Source organism: Diaminobutyricimonas aerilata (assembly GCF_002797715.1).
Taxonomy (GTDB): Bacteria; Actinomycetota; Actinomycetes; order Actinomycetales; family Microbacteriaceae; genus Diaminobutyricimonas; species Diaminobutyricimonas aerilata.
This window is the reverse complement of sequence record NZ_PGFF01000001.1, coordinates 2,972,448-2,997,705: the sequence shown is the minus strand read 5'-3', so window position 1 is coordinate 2,997,705 and position 25,258 is coordinate 2,972,448. Positions and strand designations below refer to the sequence as shown.

Annotated in this window: 31 protein-coding genes; 30 read left to right on the top strand and 1 reads right to left on the bottom strand. The window is 72.8% G+C overall.

The annotated features are described in order from the left end of the window. Positions 1–513: a flagellar protein FlgN gene (locus CLV46_RS14315; protein ID WP_245866888.1), complete on the bottom strand. Its 513-nt coding sequence runs from the start codon at positions 511–513 to the stop codon at positions 1–3. A gap of 318 nt (positions 514–831) precedes the next feature. Here CLV46_RS14315 and CLV46_RS14310 point away from each other — a divergent pair, with 318 nt between their 5' ends. The 30 genes from CLV46_RS14310 to csrA all read left to right on the top strand — a co-directional run bounded on the left by CLV46_RS14310 (position 832) and on the right by csrA (position 25,183). Then, complete coding sequence (locus tag CLV46_RS14310) at positions 832–1,647, top strand: sigma-70 family RNA polymerase sigma factor (protein ID WP_100365402.1); 816 nt, start codon at positions 832–834, stop codon at positions 1,645–1,647. Positions 1,648–1,765: 118 nt separating this feature from the next. Then, positions 1,766–2,587, top strand: a complete 822-nt coding sequence (locus tag CLV46_RS14305; protein ID WP_100365401.1) for a flagellin N-terminal helical domain-containing protein — start codon at positions 1,766–1,768, stop codon at positions 2,585–2,587. A 74-nt stretch (positions 2,588–2,661) separates the two neighbouring features. After that, the gene (gene fliD / locus CLV46_RS14300; RefSeq protein ID WP_100365400.1) at positions 2,662–4,032 is read left to right on the top strand and encodes a flagellar filament capping protein FliD; all 1,371 of its coding nucleotides are present in this window, start codon (positions 2,662–2,664) and stop codon (positions 4,030–4,032) included. Continuing rightward, positions 4,029–4,436: a flagellar export chaperone FliS gene (fliS, locus tag CLV46_RS14295; protein ID WP_342746120.1), complete on the top strand. Its 408-nt coding sequence runs from the start codon at positions 4,029–4,031 to the stop codon at positions 4,434–4,436. The genes fliD and fliS overlap by 4 nt, the downstream gene beginning before the upstream one ends. Beyond that, positions 4,429–4,704, top strand: coding sequence for a hypothetical protein (locus tag CLV46_RS14290; RefSeq protein WP_100365399.1), 276 nt, complete (start codon positions 4,429–4,431; stop codon positions 4,702–4,704). The genes fliS and CLV46_RS14290 overlap by 8 nt, the downstream gene beginning before the upstream one ends. A gap of 136 nt (positions 4,705–4,840) precedes the next feature. Then, a complete protein-coding gene (gene flgB / locus CLV46_RS14285) occupies positions 4,841–5,185 on the top strand; it encodes a flagellar basal body rod protein FlgB (RefSeq protein ID WP_100365398.1) in 345 nt (114 codons plus the stop codon). Beyond that, positions 5,182–5,574 carry a flagellar basal body rod protein FlgC gene (locus CLV46_RS14280; RefSeq protein WP_100365397.1) on the top strand — a complete coding sequence of 131 codons (393 nt, stop codon included), beginning with the start codon at positions 5,182–5,184 and terminating at the stop codon, positions 5,572–5,574. The genes flgB and CLV46_RS14280 overlap by 4 nt, the downstream gene beginning before the upstream one ends. Continuing rightward, the gene (gene fliE / locus CLV46_RS14275) at positions 5,574–5,873 is read left to right on the top strand and encodes a flagellar hook-basal body complex protein FliE (protein WP_100365396.1); all 300 of its coding nucleotides are present in this window, start codon (positions 5,574–5,576) and stop codon (positions 5,871–5,873) included. Before CLV46_RS14280 ends, fliE begins: the two co-directional genes overlap by 1 nt. After that, the gene (gene fliF, locus CLV46_RS14270; RefSeq protein ID WP_100365395.1) at positions 5,873–7,474 is read left to right on the top strand and encodes a flagellar basal-body MS-ring/collar protein FliF; all 1,602 of its coding nucleotides are present in this window, start codon (positions 5,873–5,875) and stop codon (positions 7,472–7,474) included. The genes fliE and fliF overlap by 1 nt, the downstream gene beginning before the upstream one ends. After that, entirely contained in the window at positions 7,471–8,490 is a 1,020-nt protein-coding gene (gene fliG, locus CLV46_RS14265) for a flagellar motor switch protein FliG (RefSeq protein ID WP_100365394.1), read from the top strand. Before fliF ends, fliG begins: the two co-directional genes overlap by 4 nt. Beyond that, on the top strand, positions 8,480–9,085 hold the full coding sequence (locus CLV46_RS14260; protein ID WP_100365393.1) for a FliH/SctL family protein: 606 nt from the start codon (positions 8,480–8,482) through the stop codon (positions 9,083–9,085). The genes fliG and CLV46_RS14260 overlap by 11 nt, the downstream gene beginning before the upstream one ends. Next, on the top strand, positions 9,082–10,404 hold the full coding sequence (locus tag CLV46_RS14255) for a FliI/YscN family ATPase (RefSeq protein WP_170028588.1): 1,323 nt from the start codon (positions 9,082–9,084) through the stop codon (positions 10,402–10,404). The genes CLV46_RS14260 and CLV46_RS14255 overlap by 4 nt, the downstream gene beginning before the upstream one ends. Then, positions 10,401–10,832 (top strand): flagellar export protein FliJ, encoded by a 432-nt coding sequence (locus tag CLV46_RS14250; protein ID WP_100365392.1) that lies wholly within the window; start codon positions 10,401–10,403, stop codon positions 10,830–10,832. The genes CLV46_RS14255 and CLV46_RS14250 overlap by 4 nt, the downstream gene beginning before the upstream one ends. Then, the gene (locus tag CLV46_RS14245) at positions 10,829–11,599 is read left to right on the top strand and encodes a C40 family peptidase (protein ID WP_100365391.1); all 771 of its coding nucleotides are present in this window, start codon (positions 10,829–10,831) and stop codon (positions 11,597–11,599) included. Before CLV46_RS14250 ends, CLV46_RS14245 begins: the two co-directional genes overlap by 4 nt. After that, positions 11,596–12,852, top strand: a complete 1,257-nt coding sequence (locus tag CLV46_RS14240; RefSeq protein ID WP_100365390.1) for a flagellar hook-length control protein FliK — start codon at positions 11,596–11,598, stop codon at positions 12,850–12,852. The genes CLV46_RS14245 and CLV46_RS14240 overlap by 4 nt, the downstream gene beginning before the upstream one ends. A gap of 8 nt (positions 12,853–12,860) precedes the next feature. After that, on the top strand, positions 12,861–13,301 hold the full coding sequence (locus CLV46_RS14235; RefSeq protein ID WP_100365389.1) for a flagellar hook assembly protein FlgD: 441 nt from the start codon (positions 12,861–12,863) through the stop codon (positions 13,299–13,301). A 33-nt stretch (positions 13,302–13,334) separates the two neighbouring features. Then, positions 13,335–14,504: a flagellar hook protein FlgE gene (locus CLV46_RS14230; protein WP_100365388.1), complete on the top strand. Its 1,170-nt coding sequence runs from the start codon at positions 13,335–13,337 to the stop codon at positions 14,502–14,504. A 408-nt stretch (positions 14,505–14,912) separates the two neighbouring features. Beyond that, positions 14,913–15,182 (top strand): flagellar FlbD family protein, encoded by a 270-nt coding sequence (locus CLV46_RS14225; protein ID WP_100365387.1) that lies wholly within the window; start codon positions 14,913–14,915, stop codon positions 15,180–15,182. After that, positions 15,182–15,991 carry a motility protein A gene (locus tag CLV46_RS14220; RefSeq protein WP_100365386.1) on the top strand — a complete coding sequence of 270 codons (810 nt, stop codon included), beginning with the start codon at positions 15,182–15,184 and terminating at the stop codon, positions 15,989–15,991. The genes CLV46_RS14225 and CLV46_RS14220 overlap by 1 nt, the downstream gene beginning before the upstream one ends. Next, positions 15,988–16,875, top strand: a complete 888-nt coding sequence (locus tag CLV46_RS14215) for an OmpA/MotB family protein (protein ID WP_100365385.1) — start codon at positions 15,988–15,990, stop codon at positions 16,873–16,875. Before CLV46_RS14220 ends, CLV46_RS14215 begins: the two co-directional genes overlap by 4 nt. A gap of 32 nt (positions 16,876–16,907) precedes the next feature. Then, positions 16,908–17,816, top strand: coding sequence for a flagellar motor switch protein FliM (locus CLV46_RS14210; protein ID WP_245866886.1), 909 nt, complete (start codon positions 16,908–16,910; stop codon positions 17,814–17,816). Beyond that, a complete protein-coding gene (gene fliN, locus CLV46_RS14205; protein WP_100365384.1) occupies positions 17,813–18,496 on the top strand; it encodes a flagellar motor switch protein FliN in 684 nt (227 codons plus the stop codon). Before CLV46_RS14210 ends, fliN begins: the two co-directional genes overlap by 4 nt. A 2-nt stretch (positions 18,497–18,498) precedes the next feature. Then, entirely contained in the window at positions 18,499–19,014 is a 516-nt protein-coding gene (locus CLV46_RS14200) for a FliO/MopB family protein (RefSeq protein ID WP_157802345.1), read from the top strand. Then, positions 19,011–19,847 carry a flagellar type III secretion system pore protein FliP gene (fliP, locus tag CLV46_RS14195; RefSeq protein WP_100365382.1) on the top strand — a complete coding sequence of 279 codons (837 nt, stop codon included), beginning with the start codon at positions 19,011–19,013 and terminating at the stop codon, positions 19,845–19,847. The genes CLV46_RS14200 and fliP overlap by 4 nt, the downstream gene beginning before the upstream one ends. Then, positions 19,847–20,122 (top strand): flagellar biosynthesis protein FliQ, encoded by a 276-nt coding sequence (gene fliQ / locus CLV46_RS14190; protein WP_100365381.1) that lies wholly within the window; start codon positions 19,847–19,849, stop codon positions 20,120–20,122. Before fliP ends, fliQ begins: the two co-directional genes overlap by 1 nt. 1 nt (position 20,123) lies before the next feature. After that, complete coding sequence (locus tag CLV46_RS14185) at positions 20,124–20,882, top strand: flagellar biosynthetic protein FliR (RefSeq protein ID WP_100365380.1); 759 nt, start codon at positions 20,124–20,126, stop codon at positions 20,880–20,882. Next, positions 20,882–21,964: an EscU/YscU/HrcU family type III secretion system export apparatus switch protein gene (locus CLV46_RS14180; protein WP_100365379.1), complete on the top strand. Its 1,083-nt coding sequence runs from the start codon at positions 20,882–20,884 to the stop codon at positions 21,962–21,964. The genes CLV46_RS14185 and CLV46_RS14180 overlap by 1 nt, the downstream gene beginning before the upstream one ends. A 14-nt stretch (positions 21,965–21,978) precedes the next feature. After that, a complete protein-coding gene (locus CLV46_RS14175) occupies positions 21,979–24,027 on the top strand; it encodes a flagellar biosynthesis protein FlhA (protein WP_100365378.1) in 2,049 nt (682 codons plus the stop codon). Next, complete coding sequence (locus tag CLV46_RS14170) at positions 24,002–24,907, top strand: hypothetical protein (RefSeq protein WP_100365377.1); 906 nt, start codon at positions 24,002–24,004, stop codon at positions 24,905–24,907. Before CLV46_RS14175 ends, CLV46_RS14170 begins: the two co-directional genes overlap by 26 nt. Positions 24,908–24,916: 9 nt before the next feature. Further along, positions 24,917–25,183: a carbon storage regulator CsrA gene (csrA, locus tag CLV46_RS14165; RefSeq protein WP_100365376.1), complete on the top strand. Its 267-nt coding sequence runs from the start codon at positions 24,917–24,919 to the stop codon at positions 25,181–25,183. The last annotated feature ends 75 nt before the right edge of the window (positions 25,184–25,258 follow it).

Below are 25,258 nucleotides of genomic sequence, written 5' to 3'. Positions count from 1 at the left end.
TCAGAGGTCCTTCTCGAACAGGTGCGCGGTCGAGGGGCCGGATGCGGTGGTGCCGCGGGTGTCGTAGGTTCCGGCCTCGGGATTCAGGCGGGCGAGGGTCTCCTGCGTGCTGCGCGCCGCCGCGCGCAGGTACTGCACGTTCGAATCGCGCACGCCCGCGATCTGGGCGGTGAGGTCGGTCAGTGCTGCCAGGTGGGCGGTGAACACCTCGCGCCACGCGTCGTCGGGGGCGCCGGAGATGATGTCGCGCAGGGTCGCGTCGTCGCTCGTGCCCCACTCGTCGGCGAGGGCGGCCACCTCGACGGAACGCTCGAGCCCGGCGGCGCGCAGCCGTTCGAGCACCTGCTCCACCTCGCGGGTGGCGAAAGGCAGCCAGCGGCTCTTGCCTGCCGTGAGCAGGAGCTGCTCCTCCTCGAGCTTGAACAACAGCATCTCGAGCAGTTCGCGCTCCCGCCACAGCAGCGTCGACAGTTCGTGGGCTCCCACGTGTGCACGCTCCTTGAGGTCGGTCATCCGAGTGTCCCGCTCGCTTGTGGTGGTGGCGCTGACCGGTCGGCCCAGCACAGGAGACTGTCGGCCGCTCCGAACCACGCGTTAGGAGCCCGTGCGAGCGGGGAGGCCGAACTGTACCGCTTGCTGAGCATCCGTCGCCAGTCGAGGACGCGACCAGTTGTGGGGACTGTCGGCCGAGCGCCCGGGCACGCCAGCATTGGGCACGCCGAGAGATCCCGGGTGCGTTCATCCCGAGGCGGATTCCCGCCGAGCGCCCCGAGATGCCCGTTCGCCGCACCAGTGCACCGCATCCGCTGCATCGAACGACAAGGGGACCCGTTGGACCGCGAAGAGCGCAACCGACTCGTCGTCGAGAACCTGCCGATCGTCGGCTACCTCGTGAACGACCTCATGTCGCGCGCGACCCATCTCTCCCGCGACGACCTCGCCTCCGCGGGCGCCCTCGCGCTCATCACCGCGGCCGACTCGTTCGACCCGTCGCTCGGCGTGCCGTTCGGCGCGTTCGCCCGCCGGCGCATCATCGGCGCCTTCGCCGACGACATGCGCTCGGCCGACTGGGCCACCCGCACGGTGCGCAAGCGCATCCGGGAGACCCTCGCGACGCAGGAGGCGCTGAGCGCCTCCCTGGGCCGCAGCGCGACGATCGACGAGATCGCCTCGGCGCTCGGCATCGACCGGCAGCAGGCCGCGGATGCCCTCGCCGACGCGTCCCGCACGGTCGCCAGCCTCGACACCACGATCGCGGACACCGTCGCGGCGGAGATCACGACGCCCGAGGAGTCGGTGGTCGAAGCCGAACGCACCGGCTTCGTGCGCGCCGCGGTCGAGGCCCTGCCCGAGCGGATGCGGTACATCGTCGAGCAGATCTACTTCGAGGACCGCACGGTGAAGGAGCTCGCCGAGGAACTCGGCGCCACCCACTCCGCCATCTCGCAGCAGCGCTCCGAGGCGATGCGGCTCATGCGCGACGGCATCGGCACGCACTTCGCCGACGACGACGCCGCCCCGACCGAGATCCACTCCCGCGTCGCTCCCTCGCGGCGCACCGCCTACCTCGCCCGCCTGGCGGAGTACTCCGGTGCGCGCGCCGCGCAATCGCTCAGCGCGGAGTACGCCCGCACCCAGGCGTCCTGACGCGGTCGCAGAGGAATCCGCGCCGCGCTCCTAACGCGTCCCTGCCGTCGACCGATAGCAGGGATCGCCGGCCCATGGATGGGCCGGTGTACATCACCCGGATCATGGAGGAATCGACATGGGTATGCAGATCAACACCAACGTCGGCGCGCTCAACGCGTACCGCAACCTGTCCAACACGCAGAACGACCTGAACAAGTCGCTCGAGAAGCTCTCGAGCGGTTTCCGGATCAACCGGGCCGGCGACGACGCCGCCGGCCTCTCGATCTCGGAGGGCCTGCGCGCGCAGGTCGGTGGGCTCAAGGTCGCCGCCCGCAACGCGCAGGACGGCATCTCCGTCGTGCAGACCGCGGAAGGCGCCCTCAACGAGGTCCACTCGATCCTGCAGCGCATGCGCGACCTGTCGGTGCAGGCCGGTAACACCGGTGGCCTGAACGACGACGCGCTGTCGGCGATCAAGACCGAGATGGACGAGCTCGCGCTCGAGGTCACCCGCATCTCCGACCAGACGAAGTTCAACGGGAAGTCGCTGCTCGACGGCACCTTCGACGGTGACTTCCAGGTCGGGGCGAACACGGGCGAGGCGATCACCGTCGCGATCGCGACCGACACGGACGCGACGGGCCTCGGCATCAACGCGCTCGACGTCACCGCCGCGGGCGGCTCGGACACCGCGCTGACCGCGATCGACGCGGCCATCGCGACCGTCTCGGGCATCCGCGCCGACCTCGGTGCGAAGCAGAACCGCTTCGAGTACGCGATCAAGTCGATCAACGTCACCGCCGAGAACCTGGCCGCGTCGGAGAGCCGCATCCGCGACACCGACATGGCGCAGGAGATGTCGTCGTTCACGCGCGCGAACATCCTGTCGCAGGCCGGCACGGCGATGCTCGCGCAGGCGAACCAGCTGCCGCAGGGCGTGCTGCAGCTGCTCGGCTGACCCATCCGACCGGCGGCGGCGCGCTGAACGGCGCCCGCCGCCGGTCGACCCACCCACGCGAAGGAGGATGAGCCATGGCCCTCGGCATCGACGGTCTGGTGAGCAGCTTGCCGACCGGGCAGCTCATCGATTCCCTCATGGACATCGAGGCGACACCGCAGAAGCTGCTCAAGAACGCCGCCTCGAGCACCCAGCGCCTGCTCACCGAGCTGCGCGCCCTCAACACGCAGATCGCCGCCCTCGCCGAGAACGCGAAGGCCCTGCCCGGCAAGACCGGTTCGCTCACCGGAACCAGTTCCGCCGCGAGCGCCACCGTCTCCGTCGGGGCGTCCGCCGGAGTCGGCACCCTCTCGGTGCGCGTCGACCGGGTCGCCCAGTCGCAGGTGTCGGTCACCGCGGCGATGAGCACGTTCCCCGAGCAGCCGGCCGTGCTCACGGTGCGCGCCGCCGACGGCACGCTGACGAAGATCACCGCCGCCTCCTCGTCGCTCGCCGACATCGCGGCGGCCGTCAACGCCGCCGACATCGGCGTGACCGCCACCCGTGTCGCCGCCGGCAGCGGACCGGGCGGCGAGCCGCTCCACCGGCTGCAGTTCGCCTCCGAGACCACGGGCGACGACGCCGCGTTCCAGGTCTTCATCGGCGACGAGGCGGCCGTGACGGCGGGCACCGCACCCGACCTCTTCGCCCAGCCCGGTGCCGCCCATGTGAGCGTCGCCCGCGACGCGGCGGTCACGCTGTGGGCGGGCACCGCCGCCGAGCAGACGGTCGAATCGTCGACGAACACGTTCACGTCGCTACTGCCCGGCGTCGACGTCACCTTCAGCAAGCCCGAGCCCGACCCGGTCGTGATCACGGTGTCGGGGGACCCGGCGGCCACGAAGAAGGCCGCGGCCGGCCTCATGGAGTCGCTCGGCGGCATCCTCGCCACGATCAAGAGCAAGACCGCCGTGTCGACCACGGGCACGTCGGCCGCCGGCAGCATCTTCACCGGCGACGTCACGGTGCGCACCATCAAGGACGCGCTCGTCTCGGCCGCGACCTCGCCGGTTGCCGGGATCTCGCCCTCCTCGATCGGCATCTCCATCACCCGCGACGGCACGGTCGACTTCGACGAGGAGAAGTTCGCGAAGGCGCTCGCGGCCGACCCGGAGGGCACCGAGGCCGCGCTGACGGCGATCGCCGGCCGGGTGGAGACGGCGGCGTCGGGCATCTCCGACCGCTACGAGGGCACCCTCACGGGCCGGATCACCGGGCAGCAGAGCCGCGCCGACGACCTCACCGCTCAGATCTCCGACTGGGACCGTCGTCTCGCCTCACGCCGCGCCACGCTCGAGCGCACCTACGCCGCGCTCGAGGTGCAGTTGAGCAGCCTCAACGCGCAGTCCTCCTGGCTCTCGTCGCAACTGGCGACCCTGCCCTCCTTCTCGCGGAGCTCATCGTGACCCTGACCCCGTTCGCCTCGGCGCGGAACGCCTACGCCCGCGACGCCGTGCTCTCGGCGACGCCGGCCCGCCTGCTGACGATGCTCTACGACCGGCTGCTGCTCGACCTCGAGCGTGCCGCGATCGCGCAGGACGCCGGCGACCACGCCATCGCGAGCACGCAACTGCTGCACGCCCAGGACATCGTCGCGGAGCTGCACGCCTCGCTGCGCCCGGACCTCTGGTCGGGCGGACCGGGGCTCCAGGCGCTCTACACCTACGTGGCCATGCGTCTCGTCGAGGCGAACGTGCAACGGGATCCGGCCCGCACCCGCGAGTGCATCGCGTTGCTCGAGCCCCTGCGTCAGGCGTGGCACGAGGCCGCCGCCACCCCGTCGACCGCCCCGGTGCCGCACAGTGCGTGACGCACCGGGCTGGGCGGAGGTGCTCGACCTGCTCGAAGCGGATGCCCGTGACGAGCTGAGCGCCGAGGCCGCGGACTGGCATCCGCCGGCCGACCTCGGACCGCTGCCTCCCGAGCTCATCGACCGCGCGAGGGCGGTGCTCGCGCTGCAGCGCGCCCGCGCCGCCGACCTGGCCGGTCGGCGCTCGTCCGTCGCGGCGGAGCTCGCCGCCGTGCGCGCCGTGCCCACCGACGAGCGCGCCTCCGTGTACCTCGACACGAGCGGCTGACCCCCCGTTCGGGGCGAAACCCCCTCACCTCCTAACGGCCTCCACCGCCTCGTCGATAGCACTCGGCGAGCAGGGATCGCTCGACGAGCAGGCCAAGGATCGGCCGACCGGAAACCGTACTGGGACGGGCTTCTTCGTGTTCGATTCGATCACTCTCTCCGCGCTGACGAGCGCCCTCGACGGGCTCGCCGAGCGTCAGCGCGCCATCGCGAACAACATCGCGAACGTCAACACCCCGAACTACCGCGCCAAGCGCGTCGCGTTCGAAGACGCGCTCGCGCGGTCGGTGCGCGCCGGCGACGGCGACGTCGCCCCCACGACCCAGCGGTCGCTCGAGCCCACCCGGCTCGACGGCAACAACGTCAACCTCGACACCGAGACGCTCTCGAACATCGACACCGTGCTGCGGTACCAGTTCGCCGCCCGCGCGGTCGAGGGATCGTTCACGAGCGTCCGCACCGCGATGAGGAGCAACGGATGACCTTCGACGCCATCGGAATCGCCGGCACGGCGCTCACCGTGCACCGCAAATGGCTGGACGCCGTGTCGGACAACCTCGCCAACGTCAACACCGTGCGGGCGAGCGCCGACGAGGCGTTCCGCGCCCGCTACGTCATCGCCACCGAAGGCGAGGGCACGAGCGGCGTCTACGTGAGCGGCGCCGCGTACGGCGACGCCGCCGGTCGTCTCGTCTACGAACCGGATCACCCGCTCGCCGACGCCGAGGGCTACGTGCGCTACCCCGACATCGACATGTCGGCGCAGATGGGTCAGCTCATCACCGCCCAGCGCGGATACCAGGCGAACGCCGCGGTCGTCGACCGCGCCCGCGAGACCTACCTCGCCGCCCTGCAGATCGGGAGGTCCTGATGCCCATCGACGCCGTCTCCGCCGTCTCCGCCGCCGTCACCTCGGTGCAGCCGACGCGCGGCACCCAAGCGACCTCGGGTCCGGACTTCGGCGCCGTGCTCGCCGGCGCGATCGACGAGGTGCAGGCCCAACAGGCCGCATCCAACCGGCTCGCCGTGCAGGCCGTGACCGGTGACCTCACCGACATCCACGACGCGACCATTGCCGCGACGCGCTCTGCCGTCACCCTCGAACTCGTCGCCACCGTGCGCAACAAGGGCGTCGAGGCATTCAACGAGATCATGCGGATGCAGGCCTGATGCCCGCGCAGGTCACCGGCGTCTTCCGCCGGCTCGCCCACGCGGTGCGTGAGTTCACCGTCGCCCAGCGCACCATCGCGCTCATCGGACTCGCGGCGGTCGTACTCGGCGGGATCGCGCTCGGCACGTGGCTCACCCGCCCCGCGTTCGCGCCCCTGTTCTCCGGTCTCGCCGCCTCCGACGCGAGCGAGATCGTCGACCAGCTGCGCACCGACGGGGTGCCGTACGAACTCACCGACGGCGGCTCGACGATCATGGTGCCCGCCGACCGGGTCGACCAGGAACGCCTCCAGGCCGCGTCGGCCGGGCTGCCCAGCGCCGACACGGGCGGCTACGCGCTGCTCGACTCGATGGGTGTCACCTCGAGCGAGTTCCAGCAGTCGGTCACCTACAAGCGGGCGCTCGAGGGCGAGCTCGCGACCACGATCGAGGCGCTCGAGGGCGTGAGCACCGCGTCGGTGCGGCTCGCCATCCCGGAGGAGACGGTCTTCGTCGAGGAGGCAGCCGATCCCACCGCCTCGGTGTTCGTCGACACGGAGCGCGGCGTCACGCTCACGAGCGAGCAGGTGCAGGCGATCGTGCACCTCACCTCGGCATCGGTCGACCGGCTCGACCCCGACAACGTCGCCGTCGTCGACGCGGAGGGCACGGTGCTCTCCTCCGTCGGTGTCGGCGCCGCGGGCGGTGCGGCGCAGCAGGCGAGCGACTACGAGAAGCGGGTGCAGGAGTCGGTGCAGTCGATGCTCGACCGGGTCGTCGGATCCGGCAACGCGACCGTCGTCGTCACGGCCGACATGAGCGCCGAGACCGCGCAACGCGTCGAGGAGACCTTCACGACCCCGGAGGGTGCCCCGGTGCTCAACGAGTCGACCACGAGCGAGAACTACGCGGGCGGCGCGGGAGGCGGCGCGACCGGGGTGCTCGGACCCGACAACATCGCCGTGCCCGGCGGGGCCGACGGGCAGGGTGAGTTCACCTCCGACTCCGCCACCCGCAACAACGCGGTCAACAAGGTGACCGAGACCCGCAACATCCCCGCCGGAGCGATCGACCGGCAGACCGTCTCCGTCGCACTCAACGAAGAGGCGCTCGACGGGGTGAGCGCCGCGAGCATCCAGGATCTCGTCGTCGCCGCGGCGGGCATCGACATCCAGCGCGGCGACGCGGTCACCGTCGAGTCGGTGCCGTTCACCACCGCCGGCGCCGACGAGGCCGCCGCCGCGCTCGCCGAGGAACGAGCCGCGGAGGAGCGCGCGGCCACCACGAGCCTCATCACCACCGGCATCGTCGTGCTCGGCGCGATCCTGCTGCTCATCACCGTGATCGCGATCGTGCGCCGGGCCCGGCGCCGTGCGACCGACCTCGGTCCGCTCGACGCGGGCGCCCTCGACCCGCTCGTCGACGACACGACCGCGCAGCTCGAGAGCGCCGGCATCACCCTGCCGATGCCGACCCTGCCGACCGCGCCGACCGAGGCGCTCGTGCTCGAGCCCACACCGATCGACCGCGTGCGCGCCGACGTCGACGCGCTCGCGAGCGCGAGTCCGGAGCGCACCGCCGAGTTCCTGCGCAACCTCATGGACGACCGGCAGCCGGTATGAGCGACCGCACCGCCGCGCTGAACGGCACCCAGAAGGCCGCCCTCGTGCTCATGCAGATGAGCCAGGACCGCGCGGCCGAGGTGATGCGCCAGTTCACCGAGAGCGAGGCGGAGGAGATCACCGCCGAGATCGTGCGACTGCGACGGGTCGACGTCGAGACCGCGGAAGCCGCGCTCACCGAGTTCCACGAACGCGCGCTCTCCGGCCGGCGCCAGGCACGCGGCGGCCGTGACGTCGCCGCGGGACTGCTCGAGGCGTCGTTCGGCAGCGAACGCGCGGCGGGCCTGCTCGACCGACTCACCTCGACCATGGCCGGCAACCCGTTCGAGTTCCTCGAGGCGGCCGAACCCACCCAGGTGTCGACCCTGCTCGACGGCGAGCTGCCGGAGACGATCGCGCTCGTACTCGCCCACCTGCCGGCCCCGCACGCCTCCGCGGTGCTCACCCGGGTGGATCCGGAGTTGCGTGCCGACGTCGCCCAGTCGATCGCGACGATGGGCAGCGCCTCCCCGGATGCGGTGGCGGTCGTCGCCGACACGCTGCGGCACCGGGCGCGTGCGATCGTCGTGCCGCGCGAGAACCTCGACGTCGTCGGGGGAGTGCAGCCCCTCGTCGACATCATCAACCGCGCCGACGCGGCGACCGAGCGGGAGCTGCTCGCCGCGCTCGACGCCCGCGACCCGGCGCTCGCCGACGAGGTGCGCTCCCGCATGCTCACCTTCGCCGACATCGTGCGGCTCGAATCCCGCGACGTGCAGCAGGTGCTGCGCGGCATCGACGCGGCCGTGCTCGCCGTGGCGCTCAAGGGCGCCGCCGAGCAGGTCGTGCAGGCGGTGCGCGGCAATATGTCCGAGCGCAACCGCGAACTGCTCGACGAGGAGATCTCGATGCTCGGGCCGGTGCGCAAGGCCGAGGTCGACGACGCGCGCGGCGCGGTCGTCCGCGCGATCCGCGAACTCGAGGCCACCGGCGCGATCACCGTGCAGCGCGGCGACGAGGACGAGTATGTCGCCTGAGCCCGCCTTCGCCCCCGTCAGCTACCCCGTGCTGCGCGACGCCGAGACGGATGCGGTGGCCGAGCGGGCGCGCATCCGCGGGCACGCGGAGGGGTACGCGACCGGTCGCCGCGCCGCGGATCGGGAGCTCGCGGCCGAACGCGCACGGCTCGCCGACGACGCCGAGCGCCGGGAACGCCAGGGTCGCGAGGCCGTCGCGAGGGCGGTCGCCGCGCTCGACGCCGCGCGGGCCCGCGTCGAAGCGCTCGCCCTGCCCGCGCTGCACACGGTCGACGCCTCTCTCACCGCCGCGGCCATCGAGCTCGCCGAGGCGGTGCTCGCCCGCGAGCTCACCGACCACCCCGGCTCGGTGCGCGACCGCCTGCGGAACGCCCTCACCGGTCTCGACGCCGCGGAGGTGGTGGCCGTGCGGCTGCACCCCGCCGACCGCGACCTCGTGAGGGCCGTCGACACCGGCCCCGCGCATCCGATCGCCGCCGACCCGGCCCTCGCGCCCGGCGACGTCGTCGTCGAGCTCGCCGACGGGCTGCTCGACGCGCGCATCGACGCCGCCCTGCGGCGCGCCCGCGCCGCGCTCGCGGAGGCGGCATCGTGAGCGCCGCCGTGCTGCACCGCCCGACCGCGCTCGACCGGGTCACCGACGCGGCCCGTCCGCTGCGCAGCGGGACCGTCGCCGCCGTCGCCGGTCTCGGCATCGAGATCCGCGGGCTCACCGCCGGCCTCGGCGACCTCGTCACCCTCGGCGACGGGCTCCGGGCGGAGGTCGTCGCGGTCGCCCGCGACTCGATCACCGCGATGCCGCTCGACCGCACCGACGGGCTCGTCGCCGGCACCCCCGCGACGACGGCACGACGGCGGATGCTCGTGCCGACCGGTCCCGCACTGCTCGGGCGTGTGCTCGACGCCACGGGGGCGCCCCTCGACGACCGCGGACCGCTCGGCCAGGTCGACCGGGTGCCGGTCGACGCCGACGCTCCTCCCGCACTCGACCGTGCGCGCATCCGCACCGCCCTGCCGCTCGGCGTGCGGGTGCTCGACACCCTGACCACCGTCGGTGTGGGGCAGCGGATCGGGCTGTTCGCCGGTTCCGGGGTCGGCAAGTCGTCGCTGCTGTCGATGATCGCGCGCGGCACCGCCGCGGAGGTGTCGGTGATCGCCCTCATCGGCGAGCGCGGACGCGAGGTGAGGGAGTTCCTCGAGGACGACCTCGGGCCCGACGGTCTCGCCCGCTCCGTCGTCGTGGTCGCGACCGCCGACCAGCCCGCGCTCATGCGCGTGCGCGCCGCGTTCACCGCGACCCGCATCGCCGAGGCGTTCCGGGATGCGGGCAGCCACGTGACCCTCATGATGGACTCGCTCACCCGCGTGGCGATGGCGCAGCGCGAGATCGGCCTCTCGGTCGGCGAGCCGCCCGCCACCCGCGGCTACCCGCCGTCGGTGTTCGGGCTGCTCGCCCGGCTGCTCGAACGCGCCGGCACCGGCCCCCGCGGGTCGGTCACGGGCATCTACACCGTGCTCGTCGACGGTGACGACCACAACGAGCCGATCGCCGACACGGCCCGGTCGATCCTCGACGGTCACGTCGTGCTCGACCGTCGGCTCGCGGCCGCGGGCCACTTCCCCTCGATCGACGTGCTCGGCTCCGTCTCGCGCGTCGCGTCGCGGGTGAGCTCGCCGGAGCAGGTCGAGCTCGGGCGTCGGCTGCGACGCGTGCTCGCCGCGCGACGCACGGCGCAGGACCTGCTCGACGTGGGCGCATACGCGCGCGGCGCGAACCCGCTCGTGGATGCGGCGGTCGACCACGAGGCGGCGATCGACGCGTTCCTGCAGCAGCGGGTCGACGAGACCGCGAACGCCGAGGACTCGTGGGCGCGCCTCGCGGACCTCGTCGCGACGATGGGGGCGACCTCATGAGCCGGCTCTTCCCGCTCGCCGGGCTGCTGCGCATCCGCCAGGTCGAGAAGGACCTCGCCGCCGCAGAACTCGCCGCCGCCCGCGCCGACGCGGCACGCACCGCCCACCGCCGGCGCGCGGCCCGGAGCGTGCTCGCTGCGGGACCGTCGCAGCCGAACTCGGCCGAGACGGTGACCGCGATCGCGGCCGCTCGCGCGTCCACATCGAGCATGCTCGCCGATCTGGGGGCCCTCGAGGCGGGCCACCGGCAGCGCATCGACGAAGCACGAGCGGCGCACGACGAGGCCCGCGGACGACAGCTCGCGATCGAGAAGCTCGGCGAGCGCTTCGCCGTCGAACAAGGCGTGCTCGAGGCGCGCGCCGAACAGGGCGTGCTCGACGAGCTCGCCGCACGGGCGTGGCATACACGGAACAGGGGGAAGGCATGAGCGTCACCGAGGCGATCGCGTCGATCCAGCAGATCGAGTCGCGGCTGCAGCAGCTGTTCGGACCGCAGGGCACCACGGCGGCACCGCCCGCGTCGACGACTCCCGCATCCGCCGCCGACTTCGCCCGGGTGCTCGGCGGCCAGGCGCCGGCGACGGGCACCCCGGTCGCCGGCAGCGGCCAGCTGACCGGCGACAGCATCGTCGCGGCGGCGAAGAAGTACCTCGGCGTCCCCTACGTCTTCGCCGGGGAGGATGCGAGCGGCATGGACTGCTCCGGCCTCGTGCAGCGCGTCTTCGCCGACCACGGCATCGACGTGCCGCGGCTCGTGCGTGACCAGAAGAACCTCGGCACCGAGGTGCCGTCGCTCGCCGAGGCGCGCCCCGGCGACCTCATCGTCACCGGCGGTGGCGGCCACATCTCCATCTACGCCGGCGACGGCATGGTCATCCACGCGCCCTACCCGGGCCGCACCGTCTCGCTGCAGAAGCTGTGGGTCGGCGAGGACGGCATCGACACGATCCGCCGGATCGCCCCCACCCAGTCCGCCCCGCCCGCGCCGGCGCCGATCGCCCCCGCGGCGACGGACGTCACCGCGCTGCTCGCGTCCGCCCTCGGCGGCTCGGGGCTCGGTGGCTCGGGGCTCGGTGGCGCCGGGCTCAGTGCGGGTCTGGGCGGCGCCGGGCTCGGCGGGTCGGCCGCCGGTGCCGGCACGATCGCCCGACTGCTGGTCGCCCAGTCGGCGCTGCTCGCGGGAGCGCGCTCGTGACCGGCCCGGTCGGAACCCTGCTTCCGCCGGTGTCCGCGCCCGCCGCCGCATCGTCGTCGGGCGCTTCGGCCGCGGGTGCGTCGCCGACGGGGGCCGAGGAGTTCGGCCGGATCGCGGCACAGGTCGCCCTCGCGCTCGACGCCGATCAGTCGGGTTCGGGAGGAACGGCCGCGGAGGGGTCGACGTCGGAGGGGGCAGAGGTCACCCCGGCGGACGCCGGCGTGCCCGCAGCCGCGGTTCCCCCGACGTTCCTCCCGATCGCCGTCGAGGTGCCGAACGTCTCCGTCCCCGTACCCGACGCCTCCGTCGCCGTGCCGGTCGGCACGGACGCCCCCGATGGCGCGAACGCCGCGGTCACGTCCGCCGTCCGGTCGCCGTCGGTGGTCACCGAGGGCGACATCGCTACGCCGTCCATCGCGGCATCACCGGCACCGGCGGCGCCCGCCCCGGCCGCAGCGCCCGCCGCCGAGCAGGTCGCCGGGACCACCGCAGCCGGCGCCTCGCCGGCGCCCCCGTCTTCCGCGTCTGCAGACCCCGCGTCGGCGAACCCCTCGAACGCTCCAGCCCCGCACGAATCGGGCGAGCCCGCCGCGCAGTCGGGCGCGCGCGCAGTGCCCGCGTCTCCGGGCGGGCCGCCCGCCGGCGCCGGCGAACCGGAGGGCGTCGCCGCGTCGCCACCCGCGCAATCCGCCGCGTCGCCCGACACCGCATCCGCCCCGCAGCGACGACCCGTCGAGCCGGTGGCCACCGCCGCGGTGACGACGACCGCCGCCCCGGCCGCCCCGGCGACGTCCGCTGCGGCCGCTGCGGCCCCGCCACCTGCCGCCGCGCCCGCGCACGCCGACCTCACGCCGCAGCTCGTGCGACCGCTGCTCGCGCTGCGGCACGCGGCACCCGGCCAGCACGTCATCACCGTGCGCGTCACCCCCGAAGCGCTCGGACCGGTCACCGTCACGGCGACCGTCGGCGTCGACGGACTGCAGCACGTCGAACTCCTCGCCCCCACCGACCAGGCCCGCGACGCCCTCCGCGCCCTCCTGCCCGACCTGCGCCGCGACCTCGCCCAGGGCGGTGCCGGCGCCGCGCTCGACGTGGCGGCGGGGGACTCCGGCGGCTCCGACCACGGCGACCGCGCCGGCGACCGCCGACCCGCCGCGCACCCCGCATCCGTCGTCGAGCCGACTGCCGTGCCCGACGCGACCCCCCGCATCCGCCCCACCGATCCCACGACGTCGCTCGACGTCTACGCCTAGGAGGACCCATGCCCGTCGACGGTGTCGCATCCACGACCGCGCTCTACTCCACCCCGCCCACACGAGCGCCGAAGCAGAAGATGGACGGCGAGATGTTCCTCTCGCTGCTGGTCACCCAGCTGCGCGCGCAGGACCCGAGCTCGCCCATGGACACCAACGCGATGATCTCGCAGACGAGCCAGCTCGCCTCGATGGAGCAGCTCACCACCCTCACCGGGCTCAACGAGGAGGGGTTCTCGCTGCAGATGCGCATGGCGGGATCCGCGCTCATCGGCAAGACGGTGAGCTACCTCGACGCCGACGGCAGCACGAAGACCGGTGTCGCGTCGTCGGTGTCGTTCGCCGCGGCCGTGCCGACGATCCGCATCGGCGACAAGGACGTGCGACTCGACGCGATCTCCGCCGTCACCGACACCCCGCCGGCGGCACCGACGCCGCCGGCCTCCTGACCTCCCACCCACCTCATCCAGAAAGGCGGCACCATGCTCCGCTCGCTCTACTCCGGCATCTCCGGTCTCCGCTCCCACCAGACGATGCTCGATGTGACCGGCAACAACATCGCCAACGTCAACACGACCGCGTTCAAGGCGTCTGCCGTGCGGTTCCAGGACACGCTGTCGCAGCTCGTGCAGGGCGCCGGCGGCCCGCAGGAGACCGTCGGCGGCACCAACCCCGCCCAGGTCGGCCTCGGCGTGCGCGTCGCCGGCATCTCGACGAACTTCACGCAGGGGTCGACGCAGGCCACCGGCCGCTCGCTCGACATGATGATCTCGGGCGACGGGTTCTTCACCGTGCAGGCGGGCGGCGAGACGCTCTACACCCGCGCCGGCGCATTCGACATCGACCCGCTCGGACGCCTCACCTCCGAGGGTGCCCTCGTGCTCGGGTGGAGCGCCGTGAACGGCGTGGTCAACACCGGCGGCGGCATCGGACCGATCACCATCCCGCGCAACGCCGTCGCCCCGGCGGTCGGCACGGATGCGGCCACGGTCGCCGGCAACCTGCCCTCGGATGCGACGGTCGGCACCGCGCTGACCCGCGACATCCAGGTCTACGACGACCTCGGTGGCGCCCACACGCTCACCCTCACCTTCACCCGCACGGCCGCCGGATGGGATGTCGCCGGCAACGACGGCCAGGGCGGCACCGCGACCGGCGCGATGACGTTCGTCGACGGCGAGCTCGCCACCGGCGGAAGCCTCACCGTCGGGGGCGTGACGGTCGACCTCTCCCAGGTGACCGGGTTCGCCGAGCTGCGCACGGTCTCGATCAAGCAGCAGAACGGCCGCGAGGCGGGCACGCTGCAGAACTACACGATGTCGAAGGACGGCACCCTCATCGGGTCGTTCAGCAACGGGGCCACACAGCCGCTCGCGCGCCTCTCGCTCGCGACCTTCGTCAACCCCGGCGGCCTCGAGAAGGCGGGCGGCTCCGCGTACCGCGCGACGATCAACTCGGGTGTCGCGACGCTCGGCACGCCGGGCAGCGACGGCATCGGCGAGCTCGTCGGCGGCGCCCTCGAGATGTCGAACGTCGACCTCTCGCAGGAGTTCACCAACCTCATCGTCGCCCAGCGCGGCTTCCAGGCGAACGCCCGCATCATCACCACCTCCGACGAGGTGCTGCAGGAGCTCACCAACCTCAAGCGCTGACCCACCCGCCGGCGCCGCCCGGCGCGCCGCCCGGCGCGCTCGCCGCCGAACGTGCCCGTTCGCGACACGAAACCCGCCCATCCGGGCTCTCCGCGTCGCAAACGGGCACGTTCGCCGTTTCAGAGAACCGCCGAGCGCGTGGGGGTCTCGATACGGCGGCTCCGCCGCGCCCACTCGACCAGCGAGGAGCGCGCCAAGTCGCACTCCGGCACAGTGCGGGCGCGATCGCACTGTGCGCGACTGCGACTTCGCCGCATCCGCGAGCCGCCGGATCGGGGCGAGTGCGGCAGCCCGCACCTAACGGATGCGGCGGAGCGGCCGACAGTGCAGGTCGAGGGGCCCAGGATGGGCCCCCGTCACCGGGGTTCCACGGCCAGGACGGCCGTGCTGAAGGGGACAGGACGCAGCATGATCGTCGTTTCACGACTGAACGGGAGCCGCTTCGCGGTCAATCCCGACCTGATCGAGCGCATCCAGGCGAGCCCCGACACCACCCTCGTTCTCGTCGACGGCACCACCTACGTGGTGCGCGAAGAACTCGACGCGGTCATCGACATGATCGCCCACTACCGGGCGCGCGTCATCGCCCTCGCCCACGCCCCGCAGGAGGTCGCGCGTCCGATCGCGGCGCCGGTGCCGCTGCGCAGCGCGGACGCCCTCGCCGGAGAGGCACGCTGATGGATCCGGCGACCCTGATCGGCATCGTCCTCGCGTTCGGCGCGCTCGTGACGATGGTGTTCCTCGAGGGGGCGAGTCTCGACTCGATCCTGCTGCCGGCGCCGATGATCCTCGTGTTCGGCGCGACGATCGCGGTCGGCATCGCGAGCGGCACGATCCCGGATGCGGTGCAGGCGCTCAAGGCGCTGCCCCGCGCGTTCCGCGGCGGGGTCACCCCGCCGCAGGAGGTCATCGACCAGGTGGTGGGATACGCCGAGCGCGCCCGCCGTGAGGGTCTGCTGAGCCTCGAGCAGGAGGCGGATGAGGTCGACGACCCGTTCGTGAAGACGGCGCTGCAGAACATCGCCGACGGAACCGACGCCGAGGATCTGCGCACGCTGCTCGACGACGAGATCGCGACGCGGGAACGCGTGAACCGCTCCGCCGCGAAGTTCTACACGACCCTCGGCGGCTACGCCCCGACGATCGGCATCATCGGCACCGTCGTGTCGCTCACCCACGTGCTCGAAGACCTTTCGAGCCCCGAGAAGCTCGGCCACTCGATCGCCGCGGCGTTCGTCGCCACCCTGTGGGGCGTGCTGTCGGCCAACTTCATCTGGCTGCCGATCGGCACCCGCCTCGCCCGGCTCGCCGAACTCGACGCCGAGCGGATGACGCTGCTCATGGAGGGCATGGTCGCCGTGCAGGCCGGCCACCAGCCGCGGATGCTCGCGGAGCGGCTGCGCGCGCTCGTGCCCGCCCACCAGCTGCCGTCGACGACCAAGGCGGCGGCGAAGGAGTCCGTGCCGATCGAGCAGGTGCTCGGATGAGCGCGCGGCGCCGCCGCGCCGCGGGCGGCCACGGCGGCGGTCACGACGGTCCCGACGAGCGCTGGATGGCGTCGTACATGGACATGGTGACGGTGCTCATGTGCCTGTTCATCGTGCTGTACGCGATCTCGACCGTCGACCAGGACAAGTTCGTCAAGCTCAAGGCCTCCCTCGCGACGGGGTTCGGGCAGGAGTCCTCCGAGACGGTCGACACCGCATCCGGGGTGGTCGTGCCGCCGGAGGCGGTCGACGAGAAGGGGGAGGGGTTCATCGACGCCTCGACCCCGCCCACCGAGAGCGTGGTCGAGAACGAGCCGACCGCGGCCGAACTCGCCGAGCTCGAGGTCGACAACCTCGAACAGCTCGAGGAGCAGTTGCGCATCCGCCTCGAGCAGGCCGGGCACGCGCAACGCGTCGAGTTCTCGATCGACGAGCGCGGTCTCACCGTGAAGCTCGTCGGCAGCGAGACGTTCTTCGACGGCAACAGCGACGCGCTGCGCCCGATCGCCCGCGAAGTGCTCGACACCATCGGACCGGTGCTCGCCGGCGTGCCGAACCGCGTCTCGGTCGAGGGTCACGCCGATCCGCGGGGCACCTCAGGCCGGTTCCCGACCGACTGGGAGCTCTCCTCCGCGCGGGCGACCCAGGTGCTGCGCCGCATGGTGGAGGCGAGCGGACTGCCGGGCGCGCGCGTCTCGGCCGTCGGTTTCGGCTCCTCCCATCCGCTCGCTCCCGGCGACACCCCGGCCGATCGCGAGCTGAACCGGCGGGTCGACATCGTCGTTCATTCGATGCAATCGGATGCGGTTCGCTCGCTCATCCCGGGCGTCTTGGCGGGCGAGGAGGCGGCCCCGGCGGCTGTGCCCCCCGAACGCGGAGGGTAACGGGCGCCCGCACGCGGCCGATAGGTACCCGCGTGACGGTTCTGGGACACCTCGAGGCACCCGCGCGCGCTCGCGTGCGGCCGGACGCCGAGCCGTACGACTTCCAGCGACCCGCGACGCTCGCGCGCGACCAGTCGCGTGCCCTCGAGTTCGCGTTCGAGACGTTCGCGCGCCAGTGGGGCACGCAGTTGACCGCGAAGATCCGGGTGATCTCGCGGGTGGCGCTCGACCAGGTCGTGATGCAGACCTACGACGAGTACGCGGCGTCGCTGCCGCCGACGAGCGCGATGATCCTGTGCACCCTCGACGGGGCGAGCGCCCGCGCCGTGGTGCAGTTCCCGACCGCCGCGGCGCTCGGCTGGGTGGGGCGGATGCTCGGCGGTGCCGGGTCGATCGAGCCGCCGGAGCGCAAGTTCACGCCCATCGAGCAGGCGATCGTGCGCGCCCTCGTCGAGGACGCGCTCGAGGACCTCGAGTACTCGCTCGGTTCGCTCATCACGAGCGCCCTCGCGGTCGACACGATCCACTACAACGCGCAGTTCGCGCAGGCGGCGGCGACGACCGAGTTCATGATCGTCGCCCAGTTCGTCGTGCAGGTCGGCGACCGCTCGACCGCCGCGACGGTCGCGCTGCCCGCCGACAGCGTGCTGCCGCAGCTGGGCATGACGCCGGATGCGACGCAAGCGACGGATCCGGCGCGGGCGCTGCGCGACCAGCTCGCCGCCGCGCCGGTCGACGTCGCCCTGCAGCTCGACGCCACCGCCGTGTCTCCCGCGGCGATCCTCGGGCTGCGGGTCGGCGACGTGCTGCCGCTCGCGCATCCGCAGCACCGCCCCCTCAACATCGCCGTGGACGGCCGCACGGTCGCCCACGCCGCGGTCGGCGCGAACGGCGCCCGACTCGCCTGCGTCGTCGTCGACACCCTGGAGGTCCCCGCATGACCGCAACCCTGCTCGAGCAGTCCGAGGCGCACGCCGTCGCGGCCCGGCTCACCGACCACCTGCCGCTCCCCGGCCTCACCGCCCACCCGGCCGCCGTCGCCCCGGAGCGTCTCGCGGGCGCCCGGGCCGTCGCCGCGACGTTCGTCGGCTCCCGTTCGGCGGAGCTCGTGCTCGCCTTCACGGGGGACGAGCTCGTGTCGATCGGCGAGGGGGCGCCGCTCGCGTCGCCGCTCGACGTGCTGCGGCCGGCGCTCGAGCGGGCGAGCGACCTGCTCGGCGACGGCGTGCTCGGGGAACTCCGCGAGGCGACGGCGGTCGACGTGCTCGGCGAGGGCGCGACGGTGTTCGAGCTCACGGGCGAGGGCCGCACGGTCGGCTGGTTCGCCGTGCGGCTGCGCGACCGCGCCGCGGCGGCGGCCACGGATGTGTCGAGCCGCCTGGGCCGGATCAGCTCGGTCGAGATGGCACTCACGGTCGAGATCGGCCGCACCCGGATGTCGGTGCGCGACCTGCTCTCGCTCGAACCCGGCTCTGTCGTCGAACTCGACCGCTCCGTCGGCACGCCCGCCGACGTGCTCGTGAACGGCCGCCTCATCGCCCGCGGCGAGGTCGTCGTCGTCGACCAGGACTACGCGGTGCGCATCACCTCGATCCTCGACACCGCTGACGGCGTGCGCTGATCGTGGACACGATCTTCCTTGCGTTGCGGGTGCTCGTCTCCCTCGCCGCCGTGCTCGCCGTCATCTGGTACGTGCAGCGCCGCTGGGCGCGCGGCCGCGGGGCGGGCCACCGCAAGGACATCCGCGTCGTCAGTCGGCAGGGTGTCGGGTCGAAGGCGTCGGTCGCCGTCGTCGAGGTCGACGGCACACGCTTCCTGCTCGGCGTGACCGAGCAGTCGGTCAACGTGCTCAACGCGACTCCGCTGCAGCAGCCGGAGCTGCAGGCGGTGCCGACCGCGCCCGGCTTCGCGCGCATCCTGGACCTGCAGCAGGCCCAGGTCTCGCAGTCGAACGCCCAGCACGCCGCCCCGGTCGACCCGCTGCGGGTCGAGCCCTCCGCGGCGGTCACCGTGCTGCCGACCCGCCGGCAGGTGCGCTCGAGCCTGCAGCGAGAACGCGCCGCCGGTCCGTTCGCCGGCTCGATCCTCTCGCCCGACACCTGGCGCCAGGCCGGCGCAGCCCTGCGGCAGGCGCGATGACCCGAGGGGGCACGGCGACGCGCGGCAGGGGGGTGCTCGCGCGGATCGGCACCACCGCCGCGTTCGCCGCCCTGCTCGTCGTGCTGCCCGCCTCCCTCGCCTCGGCGGAACCGGTCGAGCCGACCGACCCCACGGCGCCGACCGCGCCGGTCACCCCGACCCCGCCCGGCATTTCGATCGACATCACCGGCCCCGATGGCGCCCCGTCGGCCTCCGTGCTCGTTCTGCTCGGCATCACCCTGCTGAGCGTCGCGCCCGCGCTGCTGCTCATGATGTCGTCGTTCACGAAGATCTTCGTCGTGCTCGCGATGACGCGGAACGCCCTCGCCCTGCCGACCATCCCGCCGACGCAGGTGCTCGCCGGGCTCGCGCTGTTCCTGTCACTGTTCATCATGTGGCCGGTGCTCGGCGAGGTGAACACGACCGCTGTCGAACCCTACGTCGAGGGGCGGATCGACTTCTCCGCCGCCGTGGAGGCGGCCTCCGGCCCGCTGCGCGAGTTCATGCTCGCCCACACCCGCGAGGAGGACCTCGCCCTCATGACGCGGGCGGCCGGGCAGGAGAACCCGGAGTCGCTCGCCGACGTGCCGATGCAGACGCTCATCCCGGCGTTCATGATCTCGGAGCTGCGCAGCGCGTTCATCATCGGCTTCGTCATCTTCGTGCCGTTCCTCGTGATCGACCTCGTCGTCTCGGCCGGACTCATGGCCCTCGGCATGATGATGCTCCCGCCGGTGATGATCTCGCTGCCGTTCAAGATCCTGCTGTTCATCCTCGTCGACGGCTGGGGACTCATCGTCACCGCCCTCGTCGGCAGCTACCAGGTGACGTGATGAACGAGAACCAGGTCATCGACATCGCCACGCAGGCCGTCATGCTCGCCGCGAAGCTGAGCGCCCCCGTGCTCATCACCGCCCTCGTCGTGGGACTCGCGATCTCGGTGCTGCAGTCGATCACCCAGCTGCAGGAGATGACGATCTCGTTCGTGCCGAAGGCCGTCGCGTGCGCGGTCGCGTTGCTCGTGTGCGGGCACTGGATGATCACCGAATCGGTGGCCTTCACGCACGACATGTTCGCGCTCATCCCGCGGCTGACGGGCGGGGGTTGAGGTGGAGTTCGCCGTCGACGCCGCGTGGCTCGAAGCGGTCGCGCTCGCCGGGGTGCGGATGATCGGGTTCCTCGTGATCGCGCCGCCGTTCGCGCACAACGGCTTCCCGCTGCGCATCAAGGGGATGCTCGCGGTCGGGCTCGCCGTCGCCGTCTCGCCGCGCGTGACGCCCGGGTACGAGGCGCTCGACACGTGGCCGTTCCTCTCGGCACTCGTGCTCGAACTGCTCGCCGGACTCGCGCTCGGTTTCCTCGTGTACGTGCTGTTCTCGGCGGTGCAGTCGGCGGGCAACCTCATCGACCTGTTCGGCGGGTTCCAGCTCGCCCAGGCGTTCGATCCGCAGTCGATGGTCAACGGCGCGCAGTTCACCCGCCTGTTCCACCTCACCGCGCTCGCCCTGCTGTTCGCGACCGACGGCTACCAGCTCATCCTCGGCGGACTCATCCGCACCTTCGACGCCGTGCCGATCGGCGGCGGCATCGACATGGCGTGGGCGGCGGATGCGGCGCTCGGCGGCATCACGCAGATGTTCGTCGCCTCGGTGCAGATCGCCGGGCCGCTGCTCGTGGTGCTGTTCCTCGCCGATGTCGGGCTCGGCCTGCTCACGCGCGTCGCCCCCGCGATGAACGCGCTCTCCCTCGGCTTCCCGCTCAAGATCCTGCTCACCGTCGTGCTCGCCGGCATCCTCTTCCTCGCGCTGCCGCGCGTGGTGGCGGCGCTCGCCGGTGAGGCGGTCACCCTGCTGACGGGGGTCGGCTGATGTCGGGCGGGCAGGAGCGCACCGAGAAGGCGACGCCGAAGCGCCTCAAGGAGGCGCGCGAGAAGGGCGAACTCGGCACCTCGCGTGACCTCACCGCGTGGCTCTCGGTCGGCGCCGGGGCGGTCAGCCTGCCGTTCCTGCTGCAATCCGGTGCGGACGCGACGACGGCCATGGTCATCGACCTCGGCACCTTCGTCGGCGATCCGGATCCGGAGCGCGCCCTCGCGTTCCTCGCCGCAGCGCTCGGAACGCTCGGCGGGATGCTGCTGCCGTTCTTCGGAGCCGTACTGCTCGGCGCCCTCGGCGGCGCGGTGCTGCAGGGCGGCATCCACCTCAAGAAGTTCGAGGTCAGCGGACGCAACTTCGACCTCGTCGCCGGCAGCAAGCGCATCTTCGGGGCGCAGGCGATGTGGGAGGGGGCGAAGGCCCTGCTCAAGTCGATCGTCGTCGGGGTGGTGCTGTTCGCCGTCGCCCAGGGACTCATGCCGGTGCTGATGACCGCGGGCGGGCTCTCCGTCGCGAGCCTGCTCGAGGCGGCGGCCGGTGGTGTCGGTTCGCTGCTGCAGGCGGCGATCGCCGCGGGACTCGCCCTCGCCGCGCTCGACCTGCTCGTCGTGATGCGCCGCAACCGCAAGCGCAGCATGATGACCAAGCGCGAGGTGCGCGACGAGGCGAAGAACAGCGAGGGCGACCCGCTCGTGCGCTCGCACCGCCGGTCGCGGCAGCTGTCGATGAGCCGCAACCGCATGATCGCCGCGGTCGCCGACTCCGACGTCGTGCTGCTCAATCCCACCCACATCGCGGTCGCCCTGAAGTACGAACCGGGTCGCTCCGCCCCGCGCGTCGTCGCGAAGGGCGCCGGGCTCATCGCCGCGCGCATCCGCGAGAAGGCGGGGGAGCACCGCGTGCCGATGGTCGAGGATGTGCCGCTCGCGCGCGCCCTGCACGCCGCGTGCGAGGTGGGTCAGGAGATCCCCGTCGAGCTGTACACCGCCGTCGCCCGCGTGCTCGCGTTCGTGCACCGTCTCACCGCCCGCGGGTCCGCCGCCGGCGTCCACCGCCTCGCCCCGCAGCCCGCCTGAACCGGAGGAAACCCATGAAACGCATGCTCCCCACGCTCGCCGTGCCGGTCGGCGTCGTCGCGATCATCCTGCTGCTCGTCGTGCCGGTGCCCGCCTGGCTGCTCGACCTGCTGATCATCGTGAACATCCTGTTCGCGCTCGTGATCCTGCTCACCACGATGTTCGTGAAGAAGCCGCTCGACTTCTCGGTGTTCCCGTCGCTGCTGCTCGTCGCGACGCTGTTCCGGCTCGGGCTCAACGTCGCCTCGACCCGTCTCGTGCTCGGCGAGGGCTACGCCGGGCAGGTCATCCAGGCGTTCGGGCACGTCGCCGTCGGCGGGTCGCTCATCATCGGCGCGGTCGTGTTCCTCATCCTCGTCGTCATCCAGTTCGTCGTCGTCACGAAGGGCGCCGAACGCGTCGCCGAGGTGGGCGCCCGCTTCACCCTCGACGCGATGCCGGGCAAGCAGATGGCGATCGACGCCGACCTCAACGCGGGCCTCATCACCGAGGAGCAGGCGCGCGCGCGGCGCGCGGAGGTCTCGGCGGAGGCCGACTTCTACGGCGCGATGGACGGCTCGTCGAAGTTCGTCAAGGGCGACGCGATCGCCGGCATCGTCATCATCCTGATAAACATCGTCGGCGGCATCGCGATCGGCATGCTGCAGAACGGCCTCGGCATCGAGGAGGCGCTCAACACCTACGCGCTGTTGACCATCGGCGACGGGCTCGTGACGCAGATCCCGGCGCTGCTCATGGCGGTGTCGACCGGCATGATCGTCACCCGCTCGAACGCCGAGGCCGACATGGGCACCGCGACCCAGTCGCAGCTCGCGCAGTCGCAGCTCGCGCTGCTCATCGCGGGGTGCGCGGCCATCGTGATGGCGTTCATCCCCGGCATGCCGGTGCTGCCGTTCCTCATCGTCGGCGGGCTGCTGATCGTCTCGTCCCGACGCATCGTGCGCGGCCAGAAGGCCGCGGCGGCCGCCGAAGCCGCCGCCGCGGCGGCCCCGGCGACGACCGCGACGGAGACGACGGAGGACCTGCTCGAGCAGATGCGGGTGCACGCGCTCGAGATCCAGCTCGCCCCCGACCTCGTCGACCTCGTCTCGGGCGCCGCGGACGATCTGCTTGCCCGGGTGCGGGCGCTGCGCCGTCGCACCGCCCTCGACCTCGGCATGGTCCTTCCGCCGGTGCGCACCCGCGACAGCGTCGACCTGCCGCCATCGACCTACGCCATCCGCCTCGCCGGGGTGGAGGTCGCCCGCGGCATCGCCCCCGCCGGTCGCGTGCTCGCCCTCGGCGACGCCCTCGACACCCTGCCGGGCACGGCGACGGTCGAGCCGGTGTTCGGGTTGCCGGGCAAGTGGATCCCCGGTGAGATGCGCCACGGCGCCGAGCTCACCGGCGCGACGGTCATCGACCGCGGCTCGGTCATCGTCACCCACCTCAACTCGGTCATCACGGCGAACGCCGCGCGTCTGCTGTCCCGGGAAGACGTGCGCATGCTCACCGACCACGTCAAGCAGTCGAGCCCGGCGGCCGTCGATGAGCTCGTTCCGGGGCTGCTCTCCCTCGCGGATGTGCACCGGGTGCTGCAGGGGCTGCTCGCCGAACGCGTGCCGATCAACGACCTGCCGCGCATCTACGAGGCGCTCGCGGTGCGGGCGAAGCTGTCGCCGGATGCGGAGGGGCTCGTCGAGGCGGCCCGGGTCGCGCTCGGCCCGGTCGTCGTCGCCCCGCACCTCGAGGGTCGGCTGCTGCGCATCCTCATGATCGAGCCCGCGCTCGAGCAGCACCTGCTCGAGTCGCTGCGGCCGTCGGAGCTCGGCACCCAGATCGTGCTCGACCCGACCCGGCTCGAGGCCGTGATGGCGTCGCTCAAGAGCGCCCTCGACACCGCCCAGCAGCAGGGGCACTCGCCGGTGCTCGTCTGCGCTCCGGCGCTGCGTGCGGCGGTGCGGCGCATGGTCGCCCCGCAGACCGGCGGGCTGCCGGTGCTGTCGTACACCGAGGTCACCTCGGCCGACGCCGACATCGAGACCGTGGGGGTGGTGCGTGCCCTCGATCCGATTCCGGCGTGAGAAGCGCCCGCGCGGCGGCTTCGACGGATACGTGCGGGCGGAGTACGGCCCGGATGCGCGCATCCTCTCGATCGAGGAGGTGCGTGTCGGCGGCATCGCCGGGTTCTTCGCCAAACGCGTGCTCGAGGTGACCGTTGACGTGCCCGCGCCGCACTTCGAGGCGGTGCCCGACCGGCGTCCCGCGCCGGCCGCCCCTCCGGCGCCGGCCGCGCCGCCGAGCGCGACGGGGGCCGGCGGTATCGCCGCGCTCATCGACGAGGCGGACGCGGTCGAACGCACCCTCGTCGCCCCCGCCGTCGCGCCTCCCGCCCCCACCCCGGTATCTACCCAGGGCGCGGCGTTCGCCCAACTGCTCGAGGAGCTGCAGCGGGAGGCCGCCCCGCGCACGAGGACGGTCGTGCCGGGCCGCGACGCGCCCCCGGCCGCCCCGCCCCGTCCCGGCGACCTCGTCGTCGTGGCCGGTCTCGCCGCGGATGCGGTGAAGGTCGCCGCCGCGTTCGGCCGCGACCCCTTCGGCGGGATGCTGTTCGAGGGCGGCGAACTGAGCTCGCCCGAGCGACCCCGGGTCGACGATCGCCGCACGGCCACCGCCGCCCGCGCCCGCGGCGTCGAGTCCGGTCACCGGGTGCTCGTCGCGTACGGGCTCGGCAGCGGAGCATCCGTCGTCGCCCACCTCGACGCCCTGCGGCAGATCGGCGCCGACCAGTTGTGGCTCGTCGTCGACGCGTCGCGCAAGGCCGACGACACGGAGCGCTGGGTGCGCGTCGCCCGGGAGGCGCTGACGGTGCACGCGCTCGCCGTCGTGCACGGAGCCCACACCGCCTCGCCCGCCACCGTCGACGCCCTCGGGCTCCCGGTCGGCTGGGCGGAGCGCGTGTAGTCTGACGCCATGCTGGTGCTGACGCGCAAGAAGGGGGAGCGCGTCATGATCGGCGACGACATCGTCATCACCGTCATCGACGTGCGCGGCGACAGCGTGCGGATCGGGCTCGACGCCCCCAAGGGTGTGCCCATCCAGCGTGCCGAGGTCGTCGCCGCCGTCGCCGAGCAGAACCGCGCCGCCGCGCAGACCGACGACGCGGCTGCCGAGACCCTCGCCGGCCTGCTCGGCACGCTCCCCGCCCCGCAGCCGGCGACGGACGACGCCGCCCGCTGATCTCGCCGGCGCGGCCGCGCCCCTCGAAGAGGCGCCCTCAGGTTTGCCGCGCCGCCGGTATCCTGGCGCGGGGGG